This is a genomic window from Flavobacterium potami (genome assembly GCF_020026915.1).
GTDB classification, from domain to species: Bacteria; Bacteroidota; Bacteroidia; order Flavobacteriales; family Flavobacteriaceae; genus Flavobacterium; species Flavobacterium potami.
Window position 1 is genome coordinate 465,786 of record NZ_JAINUY010000004.1, and the last position, 25,561, is coordinate 491,346.

General features: G+C 32.5%; 13 protein-coding genes. 6 read left to right on the forward strand and 7 right to left on the reverse strand.

Annotation, left to right across the window (positions count from 1 at the left end; genetic code table 11):
* Positions 1–36: 36 nt before the first annotated feature.
* Positions 37–366, reverse strand: a complete 330-nt coding sequence (locus K6T82_RS14355) for a HesB/IscA family protein (protein WP_026727150.1) — start codon at positions 364–366, stop codon at positions 37–39.
* Positions 367–710: 344 nt separating this feature from the next.
* On the opposite strand from K6T82_RS14355, the gene K6T82_RS14360 reads away from it, so the two are divergent.
* Positions 711–1,637, forward strand: coding sequence for a hypothetical protein (locus tag K6T82_RS14360; RefSeq protein ID WP_223706872.1), 927 nt, complete (start codon positions 711–713; stop codon positions 1,635–1,637).
* Positions 1,638–1,968: 331 nt separating this feature from the next.
* Here the strand turns inward: K6T82_RS14360 and K6T82_RS14365 are convergent, their stop codons facing one another.
* The 3 genes from K6T82_RS14365 to K6T82_RS14375 all read right to left on the reverse strand — a co-directional run bounded on the left by K6T82_RS14365 (position 1,969) and on the right by K6T82_RS14375 (position 7,106).
* Positions 1,969–4,485, reverse strand: a complete 2,517-nt coding sequence (locus K6T82_RS14365; RefSeq protein ID WP_223706874.1) for a T9SS type A sorting domain-containing protein — start codon at positions 4,483–4,485, stop codon at positions 1,969–1,971.
* 231 nt (positions 4,486–4,716) lie between these two features.
* Positions 4,717–6,465: a sensor histidine kinase gene (locus K6T82_RS14370; protein ID WP_223706876.1), complete on the reverse strand. Its 1,749-nt coding sequence runs from the start codon at positions 6,463–6,465 to the stop codon at positions 4,717–4,719.
* A 14-nt stretch (positions 6,466–6,479) separates the two neighbouring features.
* Entirely contained in the window at positions 6,480–7,106 is a 627-nt protein-coding gene (locus K6T82_RS14375; protein WP_223706879.1) for a response regulator, read from the reverse strand.
* A 122-nt stretch (positions 7,107–7,228) separates the two neighbouring features.
* Between K6T82_RS14375 and K6T82_RS14380 the strand changes: the two genes are divergently transcribed.
* Positions 7,229–8,086 carry an MBL fold metallo-hydrolase gene (locus K6T82_RS14380; protein WP_223706881.1) on the forward strand — a complete coding sequence of 286 codons (858 nt, stop codon included), beginning with the start codon at positions 7,229–7,231 and terminating at the stop codon, positions 8,084–8,086.
* An 81-nt stretch (positions 8,087–8,167) separates the two neighbouring features.
* Here K6T82_RS14380 and K6T82_RS14385 read toward each other — a convergent pair whose 3' ends face one another.
* The gene (locus K6T82_RS14385) at positions 8,168–11,221 is read right to left on the reverse strand and encodes a T9SS type A sorting domain-containing protein (protein WP_223706883.1); all 3,054 of its coding nucleotides are present in this window, start codon (positions 11,219–11,221) and stop codon (positions 8,168–8,170) included.
* A 138-nt stretch (positions 11,222–11,359) separates the two neighbouring features.
* A complete protein-coding gene (locus K6T82_RS14390) occupies positions 11,360–15,910 on the reverse strand; it encodes a T9SS type A sorting domain-containing protein (protein WP_223706885.1) in 4,551 nt (1,516 codons plus the stop codon).
* Positions 15,911–16,207: 297 nt separating this feature from the next.
* Between K6T82_RS14390 and K6T82_RS14395 the strand changes: the two genes are divergently transcribed.
* Together K6T82_RS14395 and K6T82_RS14400 are read left to right on the forward strand one after the other, a co-directional pair.
* Positions 16,208–17,842 (forward strand): S8 family peptidase, encoded by a 1,635-nt coding sequence (locus K6T82_RS14395; protein ID WP_223706887.1) that lies wholly within the window; start codon positions 16,208–16,210, stop codon positions 17,840–17,842.
* Between the two features lie 65 nt (positions 17,843–17,907).
* Positions 17,908–19,788, forward strand: coding sequence for a M1 family metallopeptidase (locus K6T82_RS14400; RefSeq protein WP_223706890.1), 1,881 nt, complete (start codon positions 17,908–17,910; stop codon positions 19,786–19,788).
* Positions 19,789–20,358: 570 nt separating this feature from the next.
* Here the strand turns inward: K6T82_RS14400 and K6T82_RS14405 are convergent.
* Positions 20,359–21,297: an L-threonine 3-dehydrogenase gene (locus K6T82_RS14405; protein WP_223706892.1), complete on the reverse strand. Its 939-nt coding sequence runs from the start codon at positions 21,295–21,297 to the stop codon at positions 20,359–20,361.
* 274 nt (positions 21,298–21,571) lie between these two features.
* Here K6T82_RS14405 and K6T82_RS14410 point away from each other — a divergent pair, with 274 nt between their 5' ends.
* Together K6T82_RS14410 and mfd are read left to right on the forward strand one after the other, a co-directional pair.
* Positions 21,572–22,189, forward strand: coding sequence for a hypothetical protein (locus K6T82_RS14410; RefSeq protein WP_223706894.1), 618 nt, complete (start codon positions 21,572–21,574; stop codon positions 22,187–22,189).
* Positions 22,182–25,547: a transcription-repair coupling factor gene (gene mfd / locus K6T82_RS14415; RefSeq protein ID WP_223706896.1), complete on the forward strand. Its 3,366-nt coding sequence runs from the start codon at positions 22,182–22,184 to the stop codon at positions 25,545–25,547. Before K6T82_RS14410 ends, mfd begins: the two co-directional genes overlap by 8 nt.
* Positions 25,548–25,561 lie beyond the last annotated feature (14 nt).

Here is a 25,561-nt window from a genome sequence, read left to right on the forward strand (position 1 = left end):
TGCAGTCTTTAAGACTTTATGACTTTCGGCTTTTGACTAAAGCGAAAATGATTCTCCACATCCGCAAGTTCTGCTTGCGTTTGGATTATTGAAAACAAATCCTTTTCCGTTTAATCCGCCTGAAAATTCTAAAATTGTTCCAGCTAAATAAAGGAATGATTTTTTTTCAACTGCAATTTGTATGTCGTTATCTACGAATATTTTATCGTCATCTCCTTTGGTTTTGTCAAATTTTAAATCATAAGACAAACCAGAGCATCCGCCACTTTTTACGCCTACTCTAACGTAGTCGTGTGCGGCATCAAAACCATCATCAGTCATCAAATCGATGATTTTCTTTTTGGCAGTATCAGAAACTTTTATCATTGTTTTTATGGTATTTATCTTTTTCAACATTCCTTTAATATTCCTTAAAAAGTAATTAAATTATTACATTTTAAAGTGCTGTCTGTCAATGTTGAAATGAAATTGTCTGCAAAGATACGACTTAAAAACCTTTTTCCATAACGGTTCACATTATTATAACAAATGTTAAAATAGATATTACTTATTTTGATAAATTTGATCTTAAAAAAGACTTCATAAATGTTAAATATGTTTATTTAATATGCTTTTTTTGAAATTATCTATTTTAAATGTTAAAAAACCAGTATTTATACTGACTTTAATCTGTAATTAATTGGTATTTTTGCGAAAAATTGTGAGTAATTATGAAAAAACAAAATAAAATCAAGTGGTTTAAACCTTTATCTGCATTAATTTTTGTTTTAGGAGTAGGCGCTACAGTATTGGTTTTTAGCAGTGAACCTGAGAATGTTGAAAAGGAGATAAAAGAAGAAGTTGTTGCTAAAAAAATGCCAGCTGTCAAGCGAGAATTAAGCGAGCAAATGAACATTTTAGATTCTTTAAATACTTTAAAGGAAGCTTATGATGTTGCTATTCTTGAAAAAAATACCTTGTCGAGAGAATTGGAATTAGAAAGAAAGAATGTCGAAAATTTGATGCAACTTATTAAAGTTTCTCAAAACCCGACGGCGGCTCAAATTAAAATTTATAGAAATCAGCTTTTAGATTTGAAAAATTCTCTGGAAACGAGAATGCAGGAAATTAAAAAACTGAAATTTCAAAATAAAAACTTATTAACCGAAATCGAAAGTCAAAATGTTGTCATGTATCAGCAGAGAGCTGAAAATGATACTTTAGTTTCAAAACAAAAAAAGTTAGAGTCAAGTTTAAAAGATGCTTCAAAACTTTCTTTGAGTAACTTTAAAGTAATTGCGCTTCGTGAAAAAAATTCAGGAAAAGAACTGGAAACTACAAAATCCAAAAGTACAGATAAACTTAAAATTAGTTTTACAATTAATGGAAATGCAGTTGCAAAAACTGGAAAGAGAGTATATTACGTTCAGGTTTTAGATCAAAAAAATACTGTTTTGGGAGACGATAAACTGATTGAATTTGGAAATAATAAGGCTTTGGTTTACAGTTTTATTGTTACAGCAGATTTTCAGGGTAAATCTCTGAATGCTTACGGAATCTTAAATGCTGATGAAAACAATTTTAAGAAAGGAACCTATTTTGTGAATTATTTTGACAAACAGGAAATAGTTGGCAGTACTTCGATTACTTTAGAATAATACTAGTTTTTTAAAGGTAATTTTTAGTAAAAAGGAATCGGATTTTCTAGCTTTATTCTTTTACAAAATTACTCTCATCAAACTTTACCCTAAGACCATTTGGAATAAAACCAATCCCGCTGATGCCAATAATTTGATTGATATTGCTGCACGCTGTTTATAACCGGACAGACTTTGCCGTTTATAGTTATAGTATTTTCAGAACTCACAGCACTGAAACCGGTAATTAGTAAAATTTGGAGTTGATTCTTTATTAACTTCATCTTTAGAACAAGAAATTAAAAAAGAAAATTAAAAAGTGCCATGATTTTTTTCATGATAAATATTTGTGTTACTTCTTAATTATTTTCTGTACGATTGTTTTATTATTTTCAAGTCCTTTTAGAATATAAATTCCATTGGGTAATGCACTTATATCTGCCGAATCAGATGTATGAGGAATGTTTTTTTTCTTTCCCATCATATCGTAAACAGCAATTTCTGTAAGTTCCTGAGAAAAATTAATTTTGCTGCTTGCCGGATTTGGATAAATGACAAAACTACTTTTATAAGATTCTGGGACATCGAGCGTTGTTGTTCCTGATAGTATTCTGGCCACGCGACCGACTGTAATGCCATTGTATAAAGTAAAAACACCAGAAATTAAAATTTTCCCGTCTGGCAGCATGATAATATTGTCAACGCTGCTGCTGATTCCCTGATTATTGGCTATTCCCGTTCCTGCAACAAATGTAGTATCGTGTGTTCCGTCTGTATTGAGGCGAGCAATATTTAAAATTGGCGTACCTCCATAAGATGTAATAGTTCCTCCTATTATAATTTTCCCATCGGATTGTATCGCCATAGAAGAAGGGTTCGTGTAAGGATTTGTTCCAGGATTGACAAATAAGAGTTGTTGAGCTACAAAACTAGGGTCTAATGATCCATCTGCATTAAGGCGTGCCAGTCCTGGTGGAGGACTATTTGCACCTGTGAAACCAATAAATGTTCCTGATATCAACAATTTTCCATCCGGCTGTATTTTAACTACATCAACATTCCATTCGATTTCAATTCCTAAATTAAATGATGTGTCAATTGTTCCGTCACTATTAAGTCGGGTAATACATTGTTTAGGTGTTCCTTTGTAGTTTTTAAAAGTCCCTGCAATTATGATTTTTCCATCAGTCTGTGTTACTATTGAATAAATAACACTATCTGGTCCGGCTTCGGGATCAAAAGAGGTATCCAATGTACCATCAGCATTAAGTCGGGCAAATCTGTTTCTTGTAGTACCGTTAAAAGAGGTAAATAATCCTGAAATCAAAATCTTACCATCGGTTTGTACTGCTATTGAATAAATACTGTTGTTTACTCCTGTTCCTATGTTGAAAGTAGTATCAACTGTTCCATCTGAATTTAAGCGTGCTATACCATTTCTTGAAACACCATTGTAATTGCCAAATCTTCCTCCGATTAAAATTTTCCCATCGGGTTGTGTTGTAATTGCATAAACAGAACTACTAGGTCCTGTTCCTGTATTAAAAGCGGTATCAAGCGTTCCATCAGCATTTAGGCGAGCTAGTCTTTTTGTTGCAATACCATTGTAAGAACTTAAAAATTCTCCTGTAATTAAAATTTTCCCATCTTGCTGTAATGCCATACGGCTAATTGACTGATTTGATCCGCTTCCAAATCCTCCCGGGTTTAAGAAAGTAGTATCAATAGTTCCGTCAGTATTCAGTTGGGTAAGTCTGCCTATTAAAGTAGTATTAAAAGAAGTGAAGTTTCCACCGGTTAAAATTTTACCATCAGTTTTTATAGTCATGGCATGAATACTTTCATTTGCACCTGTGCCAGAATCAAGAGTGGTGTCTAGTGTTCCGTCTGAATTTAGTCTTGCTAAACTGTTTTTCGCTGTACCATTATAAGATGTGAATGATCCTGCTATTATCATTTTGCCATTTGATTGCGATATAATTTTTCTAACCGAACCATCGAATCCAGTTCCAAGGTTAAAAGTAGAATCAAGTGTTCCATCGCTATTAAGTCTGGCAAAACAGCTACTTGAAGTAAAATTATAAGTTGAAAAATACCCTCCTATTAAGATTTTTCCATCTGTCTGTAGTGCGATCGTTTCGATTCCGTTAGCCCCATTTCCAGAATTAAAAGTAATATCCAGTGTTCCGTCAGCATTGAGTCGGGCTATGTTTTTTCTGGAAGTTCCATCAAAAGTCAAAAAATCACCTATAATTAAAATTTTACCATCGGGTTGTAGTACTATTTCTTTAACGGTACTGTCAAGGCCAACTGCAGAGCCAAACGATGTGTCAAGTGTTCCGTCTGAGTTTAATCTTGCGATATGCTTTCTTGCCACACCATTATAGGATGTAAAATACCCTCCAATCAAAATTTTTCCGTCTGTCTGAACTGCAATTGAATTATAAGAATTGAAACCCGATCCTGGTTCAAAAGTGGTATCTAGAGTTCCGTCAGCATTAATCCTTGCAATACGATTTTTAGCAATACCATTATAAGAAGTAAATCCTCCGATAATAACAATTTTACCATCCGCCTGCAATGCTGCGGTATTAATTGTGGCATTGGCTCCGGTTCCTACATTAAAAGAGTTGTCTGTAGTTCCGTCAGCATTCAGTCTTGCGATACGGTTTTTTGACTTATAATCATAGCTTATAAATTCGCCTGCAATTATGATTTTTCCATCTGTTTGTTCTATAATACATTTTACGGTTGCATCAGCTCCTGCACCAATAACAGGATTAAAAGTCTTATCGATCTCTCCGGATTGGGCATATATCATTCTGGTAACTAAGAATAAAAATATTTTTATGAGTAGTGTTCCTTTCATGAGTATTGTTTTTGTTAATTATTTTTAAATCAAAGGGTTATGTTGTTGATGTAAAATTGAATCAAAATGAAATGTCTTACAATACGTAATTAGGAGTATGGATAGTGTTGTATTTTATCAAAAAAGGAGGATAAAAGTTAAATAACTTAAATTTTTTAAGAGATGTGCTTGTTCGGAATAAAAAAAAATACGCTAAATGGCGTACTAATTTTTTTATTCTTTTGATGAATATTAAAAATAAATTTCGATACTGATTTTTAATCCATTATCCGATTGTATTTTTACATTGCCTTTTAAGTGGGTAATTCTTTTTTTAATATTTATTAATCCGTTTCCAAATTTATTTTCTTCCTGAATTCCTTTGCCATTATCTTTAATTGTAATGAGAACCCCTTTCTTATCAATTGAAGAAATTGTAAAAATTACTTTAGTGGCATCTGCATGTTTGACGGTATTATTTAAAGCTTCTTTAATAGAAAAAAACAAATTTTTTCTTGAATTTCCGTTTAGGATTCTGTTCGAAATGGCATCAATATCATCCGAAAAAAGCAACTTAATTTCCGTTCCGTCAAAGAATTTATAGGCATACTGTTTTACATATTCGGTAAAATTCTGAACATTGTTATTATCAGCATTCAAAGACCAGATAAAAGCATTGAGACGCTGCGAGATCTCAGAACTGGTATTACTTATTTTATCGATCAGGATTTTCTGCTTTTCATTAGGATCGTAATTTTTTAATAAATTAGCGTTGATTAAAATACTGCTTAATTCACTTCCAATATCGTCGTGAAGGTCTTTACTAATTTCATTTTTCTGGTCTAAGATTTTCTTCTGTAATCTGTTTTTTCTTCTGATTATAACAATGATGAGCATTAAAATTAATCCGAAAAAAATCGTAGCCAGGAGTTGCAGGATTTTTATGTTTTTTTCTTTGTCTAATTGATTAATTTTAGATAAGAGTAGTTTTTTTTCACTATTGATGTATTGGTCTGTAATGTTCTGAGTATGAAAATTTCCGTTTTTATTTATATTTTTTTCAATTCTCAATAACTTATCCTGAATGGAAAGCAATAAAATTGGATTATTAACAGATTGAAATTTATTGAATGACTGTTCGTAAAAAAGTTTTTGAAAAGAAGCATTTACATTGTGGCGGTTTATTATTTCTTGGCCTTTTTCGAAATAATAATGATCTGTTTTTGGGTTTCCAGAGCCAGATTCTATTAAATTTCCATAACCTAGCAAAGCAGTGTCATAAATAGCTCCGTTTAATGAAGTTATAATGCTTTTTTTGAAATAAAATTCAGCAGAGTCTTGTTGGTTTTTCTTCAAAAATAATTCTCCAAAAGTCCGTTCTACATTGGCAATGCATCTTATATCTTTCAGCTTTTTAGCAAAATTATAGGCTTGTTTGTTGTAAAAATGAGCAGAATCTAACTGTTGGATTTTAATTTTTAACTGGGCAATATTATTATAGATATACTCTTTATTAATCTGATATCTTTTATAATTTATATGATAGGTGACAGGGAAATATTTTTTTGCTTTGTGAAAAGATTTTTCAGCTTTTGGTATTTTGCCCATTTCAAACCAGTTAATCCCCTCTAAAAGAAAAGCGTTAGAAAGATGTAAACTGTCTCTGGTGAATGTTGCTAATTTAATTGCTTTTTGAGACTCATGTAAACCAAATTGAAACAATCCTGAGTAATAAAAAAGTTCTGACTGCAGACTGTTTATTAAATATTGCTGTTTATCATTGGGACATTTCAGGAGCATTTTTTTAGAATAATCCAGCCATTTTTGAGCATCTTCAATTCTGTCAAGTTCCAAATGTTTTTCAGCAATAGCTATTGAACGGGCTACTTTACAACTACCTATTTTACATTTACCAAATGCTTCTTCTTTGTCCGGAATTGTTTTCTGGGAAAAAACAAAAACAGCCGAAAACAAAAAATATAAGGAGTAATATAATTTCATTTCCCTTTTTTAGATTATCGTTTCAAATACATATTAACGGCTTCAACTCGGGTATTTACCTGCAGTTTTTCGTAAATGTGCTGAATATGTTTCCGAACTGTGCCTCCGCTGATCTGAAGATTGTCTGCGACTTCCTTATTCATTTTCCCCGTAGCTAATAATTCTAAGATTTCATTTTCGCGGGGCGTTAACAGCAATATACTTTCATTAGCAGTTTCATATTTGGAGAAACTGGTTACAACTTTTCTGGCAATACTGCTGCTCATCGGACTTCCGCCATCAAATAAATCATTCAGTGCCTCAATAATTTTTGTTGGTCCTTCGGTTTTTAAAATGTATCCGCTGGCTCCTGCTTTTAAACTTTTAAAAATGATTTCATCATCTTCATAAGAAGTGCACATTATAAACAACAGATTAGGTTTCTTAGCTTTTAAAATTGAAACACATTCATACCCGCTATATCCGGGCAGGTTCACATCCATAAGTAAAGCATCTATTGCCAGCGAAGGAACCACTTCTATCGCAGTTTCAGCATTTTCAAAAGTTCCTGCAAGTTCAAATTGTTCCGTAAACTGAATCATCATCGCTAATGCTTCCCGTAAATCGCGGTTGTCTTCTACAATGCCAATTCTTTTTTTCATTTTGATTATTCTTATCAGACAATATTAAAAATAATTAAACTCTCCTAAAATACGCAAATAAGCGTAGTAAATAAAACCTAAACCATTAAATTGCATTAGATTTTGAAATTAATATAGTATACATGAAACTTTATCCAATAGAATCAGGAAATTTTAAATTAGACGGAGGTGCCATGTTTGGCGTTGTGCCCAAAACAATCTGGAATAAGACCAATCCTGCTGATGCTAATAATTTAATTGATATTGCGGCTCGCTGCTTACTTATCGAAGATAATAATCGACTGATTTTGATAGATACCGGAATGGGAGATAAGCAATCAGAGAAATTTTTTGGTTATTATTCGCTTTGGGGCTCGCATTCTATAGATAAATCATTGGCAAAATATGGTTTTCACCGTGATGATATTACAGATGTTTTTATGACACATCTTCATTTTGATCATTGTGGAGGAAGCGTGCAATGGAATGCGAACAAAACCGGATATGAGCCTGCTTTTAAAAATGCAAAATTCTGGACGAATGAAAATCACTGGGAATGGGCAACTAAACCGAATCCGAGAGAGAAAGCTTCTTTCTTGTCTGAAAATATTCTGCCAATGCAGGAAAGTGGACAATTGAATTTTATTGAAAGACCTGAAACCGATTTTGGTTTTTCGACGGAATTAAATTTTGATATTTATTATGTTGACGGACATACTGAAAAACAGATGATTCCGTATATTAAATATCAAGATAAAACCATTGTTTTTTGTGCCGATTTATTGGCTACAGCCGGACATATTCCGTTGCCTTATGTTATGGGTTACGATACAAGACCATTGTTGACAATGCCGGAGAAATCAAAATTCTTAAATGCGGCGGCAGATTACAACCATTATTTGTTTTTAGAGCACGATGCACATAATCAAATTATAACGGTTGAACATACCGAAAAAGGAGTTCGATTAAAAGATGTTTTTACTTGCGAAGATATTTTTTAAATCAAAAAACAAAATATAAAAAAATCCCATTTTCTAATTTGAAAATGGGATTTTTTAGTTGAACTAAATTGTATTTTTCGTTTATTCCACGATTATTTTCTTCGCAGAAGCAGCGTCTCCATTAACTAGGTAAACATAATAGATACCTCTTGGTAAACCAGATAAATTGATAGTATTATTCGTTTCGCCATTATTAAAAACAAATGTTTTTACTAGTTGGCCTAAAGAGTTGTAAACAGTTGCTTTTTCTAAAGTAATATTATTGATGTTTACTTCACCTTTTGTAGGATTCGGATACACTACCGCTTTATCAAAAACAGAATCTTCAATACCTAAACTCGTACAATTTGAAGAATAAACTGCTTTGGCATCTTTTTTATCCAACCAATTTGTATTTGAATAATTTTCGTCATCTACGTTTATACAAGTAAGTAGGGCATTGTTTGTAAAATTAGAATTAGTCAGATCAAAATTTTTGTTATTCCCATTTTTTAAATTCAAATTCGTCATCTTATTATTATAACAGTTAAATGTATTGATGGCAGTATTTTTAGAAATATCTAAACCTTCTAATAAATTGTCGTTGCAATAAAAGGTGGTTAAAGAAAGATTTTTTGCTACATCCAAATTTGTCAATTTATTATTTGTACAATTGAAAGTTTGCAAAGCTGTATTTTTGGTAACATCAAAAGTAGTAAAAGAGTTTTTACTCAAATTTAAATATGTCAAAGCTCTATTTGTAGAGAGATCGAGGCGGGTTAATTCATTTGTGTTGCAATCTAAAAAAGTTAAAAATTCATTCTTAGACAGATTTAAAGTTTTTGCAGAATTTTTGGAGTAATATAAAGTGGTTAAAAGGATATTTTCTGAAAAATCGGGTGAGTTAATTTTATTTGAACCACAATCTAAGTAAGTTAGAGATGTAAAATCTTCAATTCCTTTTAAATTTGAAATATTACTAGAAGCAACATCTAAGGTTTCGACATAAACAATGTTAGAAGTAAGTACTTTTCCATTCTTACCATCGGTATCAATTCCTAATGCTATTAATTTTTCTTCAAAAGAAGGATCAGGGATAAGAGTATAAGGAATATTTTCAGAACAAACTCCATTATAGTAAGAAGCTTTTGCATCTTTAGAAGTCTCCCAAAGAGAGTTATTGACAGTTTCCTTGTCGACGCTGATGCATTTTAAATTAGGATTGTTACCAAGGTTGTGGATCTTCATTATTACGTTGTTTCCACTTCTCAAATTCAGGTTAAATAGATTGTTTTTGCTACATCTAAGAGTAGTTAATAAGTAATTTTCTGAAAGATCAAGACCAATTATTTTATTATATGAACAATCAAGATAATTGAGTTTAAAATTTTTAGAAACATCCAGATTTGATAATCGATTAAAAGAACAATCGAGATAAGTAAAACCAGGATTATTAGGAATTTCTAGAGAGGTCAAATAATTGTTGTTGCATTTGAGTTCAATCAGTTTCAAATTATTCTTTAGGTTTAAAGTTTTTAGGTTTAAATTATCACAATATAAATAGTTTAAATTAACATTGTTAGAAACATTCAGAAAACTTAATTGAGGATTATCTGAGCAACGTAATTCTGTTAAAGCAATATTTTTTGAAATATCTAACGAAGACAACTTATTACTATTACAAGATAAGGAAGTTAATGCAGTAAAATCCTCAATTCCTGTCAGATCCGAGATATTTCTTGCAAATACAGATAAAGTCTTCAGGGTAGAAATGTTTGCTGTTAGTACTTTTCCATCGAGCTTGCCTGAATCTAGTCCTAGATCTATAATATGTTGTTCAAAATTTGGATCAGGGATAGCGGTGTACTGCCCATCACAAGCTAAAGCAAATGTAGACTCATATTCTCTGTTTCCAGCCCAATTTTTACTTGAATAGACAGGATCATCTACAGTGATACATTTCAAATCTTTATTCCCATAAAAGCTTAAATGATGAATAAAATTCCAGTAAAAAGCCTTATTGTTTCCATTTTTTATGTTTACACTGGTTAGAGAGTTGTCTTGACAATATAAAGATGTCAAAGCTGTGTTTTTTGAAGCATCCAGATTTGTTAGTAAGTTCTTTGAACAATCTAAAGTGATTAATGCAGTATGTTTTGTAACATCAATACTTGTTAGTAAGTTTTTTTCACACTTTAAAGTGATTAAGGCTGTATTTTTTGAAATATCAAGACTTGTTAATTTATTATATCCACATTGTAAATTGGTCAAGCCTAATTTTTCAGAAATATCAAGATTGGTTAGGTTATTATTATTACAAATAATAGTAGTTAAAGCTGGATTTTTAGAAATATCCAAACTTGTCAGTAAGTTGTTCTGGCAATTTAAAATAACTAAAGCGGTATTTGTAGTTAGATTTAAAGTCGTCAATCGTTGATATTGACAAATTAGTAATGTTAACGCCTTGAAATCTTCAATTCCAGTTAAGTCTTTAATGAGATCATTACCATTTCCAGATATATTCAAAGAAGTTAGTGTAGAAATACTAGATGTCAAAACTTTTCCGTCTGTTGTACCTGAGTCGATACCAAGAGCTATCAAGTTTTTTTCAAAATTCAAATCAGGAATAAGGGTATATTGCTCTGTTCCTTTAGCATAAACCTGCACATGATCGATATTTGCATTAAATCCGATGTTGTCAACAGTATTTAAAGAAATACTTAAATCATAAGATAAATTTTGATCTGGCGTAAAAGTAGTTTCAACTGTTGTCCAGTTATTGTCTTTAGCAAAAATACTATTAGAAAGTGTTGTAGAACTTCCGTTTTTACTAATGTTTAAGACAATGGGATGAGAACTGTTATAATTGCTGCTTAAATATTTGTATTTGAATTTAACAACATAAGTAATTCCAGCTTTTAAAGGAACTTGTGTTGTAATTTTTGGAATCGAAGCACTGCTTGTAAAAGATAATTTTGCGCTATTAAATCCTTCCCAATACTCTGTAGTGTTTTGTGTAACATTGTTTTGAGTTGTCCAATCAGACAATACTGTGGAGCTTGTCCACTTTTCAAATTCCCCATTTGGAACTAAATTGGTTTGTGCATAAATCGAGAAATTTGCTAGTAATAGCAAGAAGAGTAGTTTTGTTTTCATTGGCTAATTTTTATCATTTGGTGAGTAGAATATTAATTTTAGGTTTTATGTAAAAAATTATAAAAAAACTTAATAATGTTTAACTGAAAAAATCCCATTTCCAATGTTTTGAAAATGGGATTTAAATAATTTTAAATATTATTCTACAATTATTTTTTTTGCAGAAGCGTCGTCGCCATTAATTAAATAAACATAATAAACACCTCTTGGCAAACCGGCTAAATCAATAATATTATTGGTTTCACCATTATCAAAAACAAATGTTTTTACTAGTTGACCTAATGAGTTATAAACAGTTGCTTTTTCTAAAGCGATATTGTTGATGCTCACTTCACCTTTTGTAGGGTTCGGATACAAAACAGCTTTGTTGAAAATAGAATCTTCAATTCCTAATGTACAGTTTGCCGAGTAGGAAGCTGTAGCATCTTTAAAAAATACACCACTCGAAGTTGCAAATGCAGGATTGTCTACAGAAATACACGTTAAAGCAGTATTTTTATTTAATAAAGCACCAGTAAAATTGATATTATTGCCATTTTTAAGGTTCAATGTTTTCAATGCATTTTCTGTTACATTTATATAAACCAGTTTGCTGTTTTTAGATAAATCTAAAGCAGTTATCTTGTTTTTATTGGCATATAAAGTGGTCAGAGCAGTATTTGTAGACAAGTCTAATGTTGTCAAATCATTTCCGTGAGTGTACAATTCAATCAATTTTGTGTTTTTCGATACATTCAAAGAAGTCAAAAGATTAAACTGACAGTTTAAATATTCAAGTGCAGCAAAATCCTCAATTCCGGTTAAATCTTTAATATCGCTTAATTGAACATTTAAGTCTTTCACAGTAGCAATTGTCGAAGTTAAAACTTTTCCATTTTTACCATCAATATCAATTTTTAATGCAATCAATTGATCTTCAAAATTCGAATCTGGAATCAAAGTATAACTACCGCAATTTTCTGTAAAGAATGAAGTTTTGTCTAATTTTCCATTCCACTCATCATTAGAATATTTCGCATTATCAACTTGAATACAACCTAAAGAAGCATTTTTAGTAAAATTCACACTAAACCAATCCATATTCACATTGAAACCATTTTTTACGTTCAAAGAACTTAAGTTGTTGTTTGAAACATTTAAGGCTGTCAATTTTTGATTTTTACTGACATCAAAAGTTGTCAATGTATTGTTAGAAACATTCAAATTAACCAATGCAGTATTTTTATCTACTTGCAGAGTTGTCAAAGTGTTGTAAGAACAATCTAATACTGTCAACGCTAAATTTTTATTAATATCAAGAGCCGTTAATTTGTTATTAGACACATTTAATTCTGTTAATAACGGATTGCTTGCAGGATTTAAAGATGTCAATTGATTTGTACTACAGTTTAATACTTTCAAAGAAGTAAAGTCTTGAATTCCGGTAAGATCTTTAATCAAACTAGAAGAAACATCTAATGAAGTAACAGATGCAATGCTTGCTGTAGCAACTTTTCCGTTTTTACCATCTTTGTCAATTTTTAAAGCAATTAATTTATCTTCAAAATTAGAATCTGGAATTAAGGTGTAAGGAGTACAATCTACATTGTAAGTAGCAGCAGCATCTTTATAAGTGCTCCATTTGCTGTTTGAATAAGCAATATCATCAACTTGAATGCATGTTAAAGCAGAATTTCCTTTAAAATTAAGATTTGTGCCAAATAAATTATTTTTGCCATTTTTTAAATTTAAACTTTTTAAGGCATTATTTTGACAAGTCAGACTAGTTAAAAACGGATTATTTGATACGTCTAACGTTGTAAGTCTTCCGTTACTGAAATCGATAGTGATGAGTTTTGTATTTGTCGAAACATCTATGGTTTCGATTCCTGTCATATATGCAGTTAGAGTTTCTAGATTTGTGTTTTTACTGAGATTAATGTTTTTGAAATTGAAATTATAACTAATATTTAATGAAGTTAATTTTGTATTGTTTTGAATGTCTAGACTTGTTAAAGATGTGCCGTTAAGATTCAGGGTTTCAAGAGCTGTATTTGAACTCAAATTAATTGTGCCCAAATTGTTGCCGCTACAGTTTAGATTAACTAAATTTTTATTATTTGCTAAATCAATACTAGTCAAATTTATGCCGTTGCAGTTTAGTGTTTTTAGTGCGGTATTTTTGGTTACATTTAGTTTCGTGATACTACTTGGTGTGTTTAGTACTTCTAAAGCAGTAAAATCTTCAATACCCGTCAAATCAGTAATTTTGCTGTAGTTAGAATAACGATAATCTATGGTTTTTTCGACAGCTATTCTTGCTGTTAAAACCTTTCCGTCTTCAATATTGTCTATGCCATTAGCAATTAATGCTTTTTCAAATTCTAAATCGGGAATCAAAGTGTATTTTTGTTCAGAACACGTTTTAGTGTACGATGCCCAGCTGTCTTTTTGTGCGGTCCAATTTGCATTTGAGTAAGTTACATCGTCAACTAAAATACATGCTAGCGTTGCATTATTAGTTAAATTTAAGTTAGAACTGCTAATTAAATTATTGTTCTGATTCTGTAAGTTTAATTCTCCTAAATATTTATTGTTCGTAAGTTCTAATTTGGTTAACGCCTTATTTTTAGAAAGATCTAAAGAAGTTATTTTAGAGTTATTAAGAGTTAGAATTTTTAAAGCAGTGTTTTGATTTAGGTTTAAAGTTTTTAAATTTTCACTGTTAACAGGAGTCAGTAGTGTTTCTATAGAAGTGAAAGCTTCAATACCAGTTAAGTCAGAAATTTTACTGTATTGTTGCAGGTCTAGATATTTGATTTCAGCCGCAAGCGCAGTTGATATTTTTCCATCCAAAATCAAATCTAAATTTCTTTCAATCAATGCTTTTTCAAATTCTTGATCAGGAATTAAGGTATAATCAGTTGCACAAACCAAACCATATTTAGTCCAGTTGTTCTTGTTTATCCAATTAGTGTTAGAATAATCAACATCATCCACAATAATACAATCTAAGTGTGTATTATTTTTTGTATTTATTGCTGTTAATAAAGTATTGTTTCCATTTTGTAAATTAACTTCTGTTAGAATGTTATTATTTGATATATACAAATCAGTTAATTTCTTGTTTAGAGATAAATCCAGAGTTGAAATTTTTGTTTCCTCTATTTTTAGTTTATCTAATAATGTGTTTTTTTTAAGATCTAATGAGGTAATGTTGCTGTTATAAGCAACAACATATGTTAATGCGGTATGAGATGATAAATCGATATTTGTAAAACTACCTCCGAAAACTAAAGTCTCTAATTTCAAATTGTTAGAAAGATCAATATTAGACAAGCTATTTCTATCCATAACCAGTTTAGTAAGGTCTTTGTTGTTGGCTAGGTTTATTTCGGTTATATTATTAGAAGAAAAATTAAGTTCTTGAAGTTGAGTATTGTTAGATAGGTCTAAGGACGCTATTTTGTTGCTCGTACAATCTACAGTTATTAGATTTTTATTGTTACTAAGATCCAAATTAGTTAAATTTTCAGCAGAACAATTCAAATATTTTAAGGCTGTATTTTTGCTGACATCTAATTTTGTCATTTTAACTCCTGGCGTTTCAAGAGTTTCTAACGAAGAAAAATCTTCGATACCGGTTAAATCTCTAATTTTTTGATAATTTGTATATCTATAATTTAAAGCTTTAACTCCTGAAATTGCGGCAGTTAAAACTTTTCCGTCAAGACGTGCGTCCAAACCTTGTAAGATTAAAACTTTTTCAAATTCAACATCAGGAATTAGGGTATATTTTGGAGTTTCACATATTGTTGAAAACTTTGTCCAATAATCTTTACTGCCTGTCCAATTTGTTTCTGCAAAAGCAACATCATCAACCAAAACACAAGAAAGGTTTGGCGATGCTTTTATATTTAGATTAGCTGATGTAATTAAAGAGTTTTTGCCATTTCTTAAATCTATTTGCTGCAAATCAAAAGCACTTCTACTGTAAAAATATGTTAATGCTGTATTTTTAGTAAGATTAATGCTTTCTAAAACACTGTATCCAATATCTAGTGTTGTTAAGTTTGTGTTTTTTGCAAGATCTATAGTTTTTAAAAACAACGCATTGTTAATGCTTAGTTTTTTTAAAGCTAAGTTTTGAGATAAATCTAAACTTTTAATGCTAGTCCCACCACAATCCAAATTTTCAAGTAATAAATTTGAACTCAAATTTAGACTCGCAATTTTATGATTTGAGCAGTTTAATATTTTTAATTTTGGATTTTTCGAAAGGTCTAAAATAGTTATTGAACCAGAACCTTCCTGTCCAGGAGTTGATCCTCCTGTAGCGAAGTTTAGATCTACAAGGTTAATATTTGAAGTTACATCTAAACTAGTTAGAGGACAACGAATGAAACTTGCCTTTTCTAAAGCAATATTTTTTGAAAGGTTAACAGATGTTATGAGTCGATTCTCACTACAATCTAGGTCTTTTAAAGCTGTAAAACCTTCAATCCCTGTTAAATTAGAGATATTACTTGATGAAATATTTAAAGTAGTTATTGTGCTAATTTTTGATGTAAGTATTTGTCCGTCAGGTGTTCCGGTGTCGATTCCTAATGAAATTAATTTTTTCTCAAAATTTAGATCGGGAATTGCAGTAGTTTGCGCATAAAGCGAAAAATTTGCCAATAATAGCAACAAGAGTAGTTTTGTTTTCATAGAATAGGTTTAGAATTAGGTCGCGCAATTCTACGCAACTTAAATGGATAATCCTTACGGGATTACGTAAAGGGCTTAAAAATTTATTGTTTTTTAATGAAAGAAAAAACGGAATTAATTCATTCTTTATTTTTTGTCAGATTATATCTAAAAAATTGATTAATAAAGGATTGTGTAAGCTTTGCAATGAGATAATTTTAGTCAAAATTTCATAACACATTGTTAACGGTTAGTTTTTTGTAACAAAAAAGCATAATTTAGACCCATCTTTTAACTTTACAATTATAATATAGATACATGAGTCATATAAAACCTCTTAAATTATCTGCCTTTGCATTGCTTGTTTTAGCAGGTTGCAATGCTAGTATGCAAGCGCAGGCTTCAGCTTCTAAAGACTTTATCAAAGCGCCTTTGGCAGTTGTAAAAAAAGCACCAGTTAGTGAAAATGAATTAAAAAGATGGAGTCACCTTGATTTGATAAAAGATTCTATCCCAGGAATGAGTGTTGACAGAGCTTACGCTGAATTACTACAAGGTAAAAAAGGTCAAAAGGTTATTGTAGGGATTGTAGATTCTGGTGTTGATATCGAACACGAAGATCTAAAAGGAATGATCTGGACCAACAAAAAAGAAATTCCAGGAAACGGAATCGACGACGATAAAAACGGATTTATCGATGACGTTAACGGATGGAATTTTCTTGGCGATGCTGTTCATGAAAACCTTGAAATGACACGTGTTGTTAAAAAAGGAGATGACGGTTCTGCAGAATACAAAGAAGCTTTAGCACAATATACTGCTAAATATCAAGATGCACAAAGAGGCAAAGAGCAAGCAGATCGTTTAATGGCTTTTCACAATACTATTAAAAAAGCGCTTAATAAAACAGATTATAAATTAGAAGATTTAGGTACAATTACTTCTGCAGATCCAAAAGTTTTGGAAAGTAAAAGGGCCATGACCCAGATTTTTACAAATGCAGGACCAACTTTTGATCCTGAAAAAGAATTAACAGAATATAGTGATTACGTAGAAGAACAGCTAAAGTACAATCTTAACAAAGATTTCGACGGAAGAAAAATCGTTGGTGATAATCCAAACGATATCAAAGACAATCACTACGGAAATAATGTAGTTTTTGGACCAGATAAAGAAAAAGCACTTCACGGAACTCACGTTGCCGGAATTATTGCTCAAATCAGAGGAAATAATTTAGGCGGAGACGGAGTAGCAACTAACGTAGAAATTTTGACAGTGAGAGCTGTGCCAGATGGAGATGAGTACGATAAAGATATTGCTTTGGCAATTCGTTACGCAGTAGACAACGGAGCAAAAGTAATCAACGGAAGTTTCGGAAAAAGCTTCTCTCCACAAAAGCAATGGGTTTACGATGCAATTAGTTACGCAGCAAAAAAAGACGTTTTAATTGTTCACGCAGCAGGTAATGACGGATATAATATTGATGAAACTAAAAACATCAATTATCCAAACGATTCTAAAGACAACATCAAAGAATTTGCTGATAACGTAATAACAATTGGAGCAATCAATAAAGAATACGGCGAAAATGTTGTAGCACCATTTTCAAACTTCGGAAAAATAAACGTAGACGTTTTTGCTCCAGGTGAAGAAATTTACGCAACAGTTCCAAACAACAAATACAAGTATTTACAAGGAACTTCAATGGCATCTCCAAATGCGGCAGGTGTAGCAGCATTGATTCGTTCCTACTATCCAAAATTAAAAGCAGCTCAGGTTAAAAAGATCTTAATGGATTCTGGAGTAGCACTTCCTGAAAAGGTTGTTTTAGGCGAAAGTGAAATTCCGGGTCAAAAACCAGCGGCAGTTTCTTCGGCAGAATCATCAAAAACTGCTAAAATGGTAAATGCTTATAATGCTTTATTAATGGCTGAAAAAATGTCAAAAAAATAAACATTCATACACTATTAATCTAATGGAAGGGCTAACGCTCTTCCATTTTCTATTACATATCTACAATGCGAAAAATTATTTTATTTTCTTTCCTAAGCCTGGGTCTCAACTCAGTTTTTGCACAAAGCGCCCCATATTGGCAACAACATGCCGACTATAAAATGGAGGTATCTATGGATGTAAAAAACTATCAGTACAAAGGGAAACAAGAATTGGTTTACACCAATAATTCTCCTGATACTTTAAAAAAAGTATTCTATCATTTATTTCCAAATGCTTTTCAGCCAGGAAGTGAAATGGATGCACGTCTTCATTTTATAAAAGATCCAGACGGAAGAATGGTAAATAAAGTAAAAAATGCTGATGGAAAAGAAGTAAAACAGAGCCGTATTGAAACTTTAAAACCAAATGAAATTGGTTTCCTGAAAATTACAAACTTCAAACAAGATGGAGTTGTGGCTCAAACCAGAGTTTCTGGAACCATTTTAGAAGTAACTTTGGCTAAACCAATTTTACCAAATTCTAAAACTACTTTCACTTTAGATTTTGACGGACAAGTTCCAGTTCAAATTCGTCGTTCAGGAAGAAATAATTCTGAAGGAATAGAACTTTCAATGTCACAATGGTATCCAAAATTAGCCGAATTTGATTTCGAAGGATGGCACGCAGATCCGTATATCGCGAGAGAATTTCACGGAGTTTGGGGTAATTTTGATGTAAAAATCACAATCGATAAAGACTACACAATTGGAGGTTCAGGATATCTTCAGGACAAAAACTCAATTGGTCACGGTTACGAAGATGAAGGTGTAACGGTTACTTATCCGAAAAAAGCGAAAACATTGACATGGCATTTTATTGCGCCAAATGTACACGATTTTACTTGGGCTGCAGATAAAGAATATGCACACGATATTGTAAAAGGACCAAACGATGTCGATTTGCATTTCTTCTACAAAAACACTCCAAAAGTGGCAGAAAACTGGAAACAATTAGAGCCTTTAATGGTTAAAGTAATGAATTATTACAACCAAAGAGTGGGCGCTTATCCGTACAAACAATATTCATTTATTCAAGGTGGAGACGGCGGAATGGAATATGCAATGTGTACTTTAATGCTAGGAAACGGAACTTTAGAAGGAATTCTTGGAACTGCAACACACGAATTAGGACACTCTTGGTTCCAACATATTTTAGCTTCAAACGAATCTAAACACCCTTGGATGGACGAAGGTTTTACAACGTACATCGAAGACAGTGCTTTGAACGAATTAAAAGGAGATAAAAAAGAAGTAAATCCGTTTAAAGGAAATTATGCTGCTTATTATAATTTAGTAAATTCGGGTAAAGAACAGCCACAAAGCACGCACGGAGATCGTTACGACGAAAACCGTCCATACAGCATTTCTTCTTACGTTAAAGGAAGTATTTTCCTTTCTCAATTAGAATATGTAATCGGAAAAGAGAATGTTGATGCAACATTGCACAGATATTTCAACGATTTCAAATTCAAACATCCAACTCCAAACGATATCAAAAGAACAGCGGAAAGAGTTTCTGGAGCTGAGTTAGATTGGTATTTAACAGATTGGACACAAACCTTAAACACAATCGATTACGGAATTAATGACGTTGCTGACAATTCAGGAAAAACAACCGTTACTTTAGAAAGAATTGGAAGAATGCCAATGCCAATCGATTTAAAAGTAGATTACACAGACGGAACTTCAGAAACATTCTACATTCCGTTAAGAATGATGAATTACATCAAACCGAACCCGAATGCAAATGTGAAAAGAACAGTTTTGGAAGACTGGGCTTGGGCACAGCAAAACTATAGTTTTACAATTGACAAAAACAAAACGTCAATCAAAAAAATCACTATTGATCCAAGCGGATTAATGGCGGATGTAAAACAAACAAACAACGTTTTTGAAGTGAAATAATCTTCAAATTAGAATACAAAAAATCCAGTTTAGAATTTCTAGACGGGATTTTTTAGTTTTAGGAGCATCACAAAAGGCATTTTAATAAAAAGGGTTTCCCGCTTTCGGCTATATCTCGCTGTGCCCGACGTCGGGCCAGCAAGGATACCGCCTCAATCGGGGCTAGATACAAACAATAGGCTTCTTTTAAAGATTTGGATTTGAGTCTTTTTCCAAGTATACTCGCCATTTTGTCATTTCGACTGAAAGGAGAAATCACATTAGAAAGGGCTTTAGCCAAACTTCGAGAGTTTGGCTAAAGCCCTTCATATTTAAAACAAAAAAACCTCCAGCTAAAGCTGGAGGCAATTCAATTTTTTCATTTTATAATGATACTAGATCGTAGGTATAAATTCAGTTGCCTCCAGCTTTAGCTGGAGGAATAAAATGACAGTAAAAAAGGCTTTAGCCAAACTTCAAAAGTTTGGCTAAAGCCTTTTTCCTATTTATAATAAAAAAAACCTCCAGCTAAAGCTAGAGGCAATTCAATTTTTTCATTTTATATTGATGTTAAATCGTGCGTAAAAGAAATTAACTCAAATGCTCGATCATATCTTTTGTCATAGATTCCAAATCAAATTTATGATTCCAGTTCCAGTCTGCTCTTGCAGCACTGTCATCAATACTTGCTGGCCAGCTGTCCGCAATTTTCTGACGGAAATCAGGATTATATGTAATCTCGAAATCCGGAATATGTTTTTTGATTTCGGCAGCAATTTCAGTTGGCGTAAAACTCATTGCAGCCAAATTGTATGAAGAATGAATTTTGATTTCCTCCACCGGTGCTTTCATGATATTGATTGTAGCATCAATTGCATCATCCATGTACATCATTGGCATTTTGGTTTCAGAAGAAAGGAAACATTCGTATTTTTTATCAGCAATAGCTTTGTAGAAAATATCAACAGCATAATCTGTAGTTCCGCCACCTGGAGGAGTAGACCAGCTAATTAAACCCGGATAACGAATACTTCGAACATCAACACCATAAATATTATGATAGTATTCGCACCATCTTTCTCCTGCTTGTTTACTAATTCCGTAAACCGTTGAAGGCTCCATTACCGTATATTGAGGTGTATTTTCTTTTGGAGTTGTTGGTCCGAAAACAGCAATACTGGACGGCCAGAAAATCTTTTTAATCTTTTTAGCTTTCGCTAAATTCAAAACATGAAAAAGAGAATTCATATTTAAATCCCAAGCAAATGCAGGATTTTTTTCGGCAGTTGCAGACAAAAGAGCCGCCATTAAATAGACATCTGTAATTTGATGCACTTCTACCAAATGTTCGATTTGGTTAAAATCTAAAGCATTGACCACTTCAAAAGGTCCTGAGTTTACAACATCAGTATTTAATTTTCGGATATCAGAGGCAATTACATTTTCTGTACCGTATATTTTGCGCAGCTTTTGGGTCAACTCTGTTCCAATCTGTCCGCAAGCACCAATGATCAATATTTTTGGATTCATTTTTTTAATGATTTTAGAGACACAAATATAACGTTTTCGCAATTACGCAAGCTTTTTAGAATCATAAATTATCAATTCATTAATAAAAAAGTTTCTTTGTTGGATTATTCTCTTTTGAGGTAATGTGTAAAGGTGTCTTTTTATTTCTACATTAAGATACAATTTAATGGGGATAAAGTGAAAAAAATAACCTTGATTTATAGAATCTTTAGCAAAAAACAGCATTCATAATTGTAAATTTACTTCGTAACTTTGCGGCCTAACATTTTAATAAATGAAATACAAAATATCTCTTTTTCTGCTTTTGACAGCCGTATTGTTTTCTTGCCAAAATCAGGATGAAAAACGCCGTGCAGAAAATGCTAAAGAAGCTAAAAAGAAAGAAGCTATTTTTAATAATATAAATAAAGGCTGGACGTTTATTGATGAACCGATCAACGAAATTTCAGAATCTCAATTAAATTCATGGACAGAATGGCGAGAATTTATGAAGGAACTGGGAGATAAGCCGAGAAAAACAATCGGAGCTTTTCAGAAAAAATCGGCAGCGATTTCCAAAAAAGCGATGGCTTTGAACAATAATATTCCGGCACAATTTAATGAACCGGCCATAAAAAGTCGTATTTCTATTTTAATTACAAAAATCAGGATGTTGGATTTGTTTATTCATTTAAATAAAATTCCTGATGATAAAGTAGTTTTTTTGGTTCAGGAAATCAACAAAGAAATGATTTCGTTGGAAAGACAAATGGATAAAATTGTAGAAAGAGCCAAAGTTCCGAAAGAAGAAGGAGAGGAAGATTTCCTTAGAATGTTAGATACTGCACGCGCAATTCCGAATGCTGTTGCGCCACGCAATCAATTAGATCAAAACGCAGCAAAAGTTGAGTAAAAACGCCTTATATACAACCTACGACAATCTGCCAAAAGCGCAGCAGATTGCAACAAGTTTACTGGAAGGGAATCAGATAAAAATGAATATTAGCGGATTGTTAGGATCTGCTGTTTCATTTATAATCCGTTCCGTTTTTAAGAAAACTGAACTTCCTTTTTTGATTGTTTTGGATAACAACGAAGAAGCCGCTTATTATCTAAACGATTTAGAGCAAATGATCGGTGAGCAGGATGTTTTGTTTTATCCTGCTTCATTTCGTCGTCCGTATCAAATTGATGAAACCGACAATGCGAACGTTTTGCTTCGCGCTGAGGTTTTAAATAGAATTAACTCTAGAAAGAAACCTGCCGTAATTGTTACGTATCCGGAAGCACTTTTTGAAAAAGTAGTTACCAGAAGAGAATTAGATAAAAACACTTTAAAAGTAGCTTTAAACGATAAAATTTCGATCGATTTTATCAACGAAGTTTTGTTTGAATACGAATTCAAAAGAGTAGATTTCATCACAGAACCTGGCGAATTTTCGGTTCGTGGAGGAATTGTTGATGTCTTTTCTTTCTCAAATGATCATCCTTATAGAATTGAATTTTTCGGAAACGAAGTAGACAGCATCAGAACTTTTGATGTTGAAACGCAATTGTCTGTAGAAACACATAAAAAAATCACGATTATCCCGAATGTAGAGAACAAATTGTTTCAGGAAAACCGTGAGAGTTTCTTAGATTATATTGCAGAGAAAACAGTTCTTTTCATTCAAAATACCGAAGGACTTTTTAGTCAGTTGGACAAACAATTTGCAAGAGCAGAAGAAGCTTTTGAGAAATTGTCGAAAGAAATAAAACACGCCACGCCAGAACAATTGTTTTTAAATCAGGCGTCATTTATAAAAAGATCTTTGGATTTTTCAGTTGTAGAATTGGCTTCAAGACCCGTTTATAAAACAACCAAAAAATTTGAGTTTCATATTCAGCCTCAGCCCTCTTTCAATAAACAATTTGATTTATTGCTAAATAATTTGAGCGATAATCATTTTAACGGATATGTGAATTATCTGTTTTGTTCGAATGATACTCAGGCAAAACGTTTTCATGATATTTTTGAAAGTTTAGATGAAGCGAATTCAGAAAACATCAGAAAACAATATCATACCATTGTATTGCCTTTATTCCAAGGTTTTATTGATGAAGAAAATCAAATAACGGCTTATACAGATCATCAGATTTTTGAGCGTTATCATAAATTCAACATTAAAAATGGATATTCGAAAAAGCAGAATATCACTTTAAAAGAATTGACTGCACTTTCCGTAGGCGATTATGTAACGCATATCGATCACGGAATCGGGAAGTTTGGCGGATTGCAGAAAATTCAGGTTGAAGGAAAAACGCAAGAAGCCATAAAATTGGTTTATGCCGATAATGATATTGTGTATGTAAGCATTCACTCGCTTCATAAAATCTCAAAATACAACGGAAAAGACGGAACGCCTCCGAAAATCTATAAACTTGGTTCGAACGCTTGGAAAGTTTTAAAACAAAAAACCAAAGCGCGCGTCAAACATATTGCGTTCAATTTGATTCAGCTGTATGCGAAACGTCGTTTAGAAAAAGGTTTTCAGTTTGCGCCAGACAGTTATCTACAAAACGAATTGGAAAGTTCGTTTATTTACGAAGATACACCAGACCAAACCAAATCGACGGCAGAAGTAAAAGCCGATATGGAAAGCGATCGCCCGATGGACCGTTTGGTTTGTGGTGATGTTGGTTTCGGAAAAACTGAGGTTGCGATTCGTGCTGCTTTTAAAGCGGTTGACAACAGCAAACAAGTTGCGGTTTTAGTTCCGACAACTATTTTGGCGTATCAGCATTATAGAACTTTCTCTGAACGTTTAAAAGATATGCCGGTTTCAATTGGTTACTTAAACCGATTCAGAACGGCAAAACAAAAAACACAAACGCTAAAAGATTTAGCCGAAGGAAAACTGGATATTGTTATTGGAACGCATCAATTGGTAAACAAAAATGTGGTTTTTAAAGACCTTGGTTTATTAATTGTTGATGAGGAACAAAAATTCGGTGTAAACGTAAAAGATAAATTAAAAACCATTGCGGCGAATGTCGATACGTTGACATTAACCGCAACGCCAATTCCGAGAACGTTGCAGTTTTCATTAATGGCGGCGCGAGATTTATCGGTAATTACAACGCCTCCGCCAAATCGTTATCCGATTGAAACGAATGTGGTTGGTTTTAATGAAGAAATTATCCGCGATGCGATTTCGTATGAAATTCAAAGAAACGGACAGGTTTTCTTTATCAATAACCGAATTGAAAATATAAAAGAAGTGGCTGGAATGATTCAGCGTTTGGTTCCAAATGCTAGAGTCGGAATTGGTCACGGACAAATGGACGGCGCAAAACTCGAAGAATTGATGTTAGGTTTTATGAACGGAGATTTTGATGTTTTGGTTGCAACCACAATCATCGAAAGCGGATTAGACGTTCCAAATGCGAACACGATTTTCATCAATAACGCCAATAATTTCGGATTATCAGATTTGCATCAAATGCGCGGTCGTGTTGGGCGAAGCAATAAAAAAGCATTCTGTTATTTCATCTGTCCGCCGTATTCATCCATGACCGAAGATGCCAGAAAACGTATTCAGGCTTTGGAGCAATTTAGCGAACTGGGAAGCGGTTTCAATATTGCCATGAAAGATTTGGAGATTCGTGGAGCAGGAGATTTATTAGGGGGAGAACAAAGCGGTTTCATTAACGAAATTGGTTTTGATACTTACCAAAAAATCATGAACGAAGCGATTGAGGAATTGAAAGAAAACGAATTCAAAGATTTATATCCTGAAGAAAACGACATCGATACAAAAGAATACGTAAAAGACATTCAAATCGATGCTGATTTCGAATTATTATTCCCAGATGAATATATCAACAACGTTTCAGAACGTTTGGTTTTATACAACGAATTGGGCGCGATAAAAGACGAAGCTGGTTTACAGGAATTTGAGAAAAAACTAATCGACCGTTTCGGGCCATTGCCAAAACCTGCTGTTGCTTTGTTAAACAGCATCAGAATTAAATGGATTGCCACTAAAGTCGGAATTGAGAAATTAGTTTTGAAACAAGGCAAAATGATTGGTTATTTTGTCTCAGATCAACAATCCGATTATTACCAATCGGTGAAATTCAGAAATGTTTTAAACTTTGTTCAAAAGCATAGCAATCTCTGCAAAATGAAAGAAAAACAAACCGTAAACGGATTACGCTTATTATTGACTTTTGAAAATGTGAAGTCGATAAAACGAGCTTTGGAGTTGATGGAATTGTTTGAGGAATAAAATAAGTTTGTCGC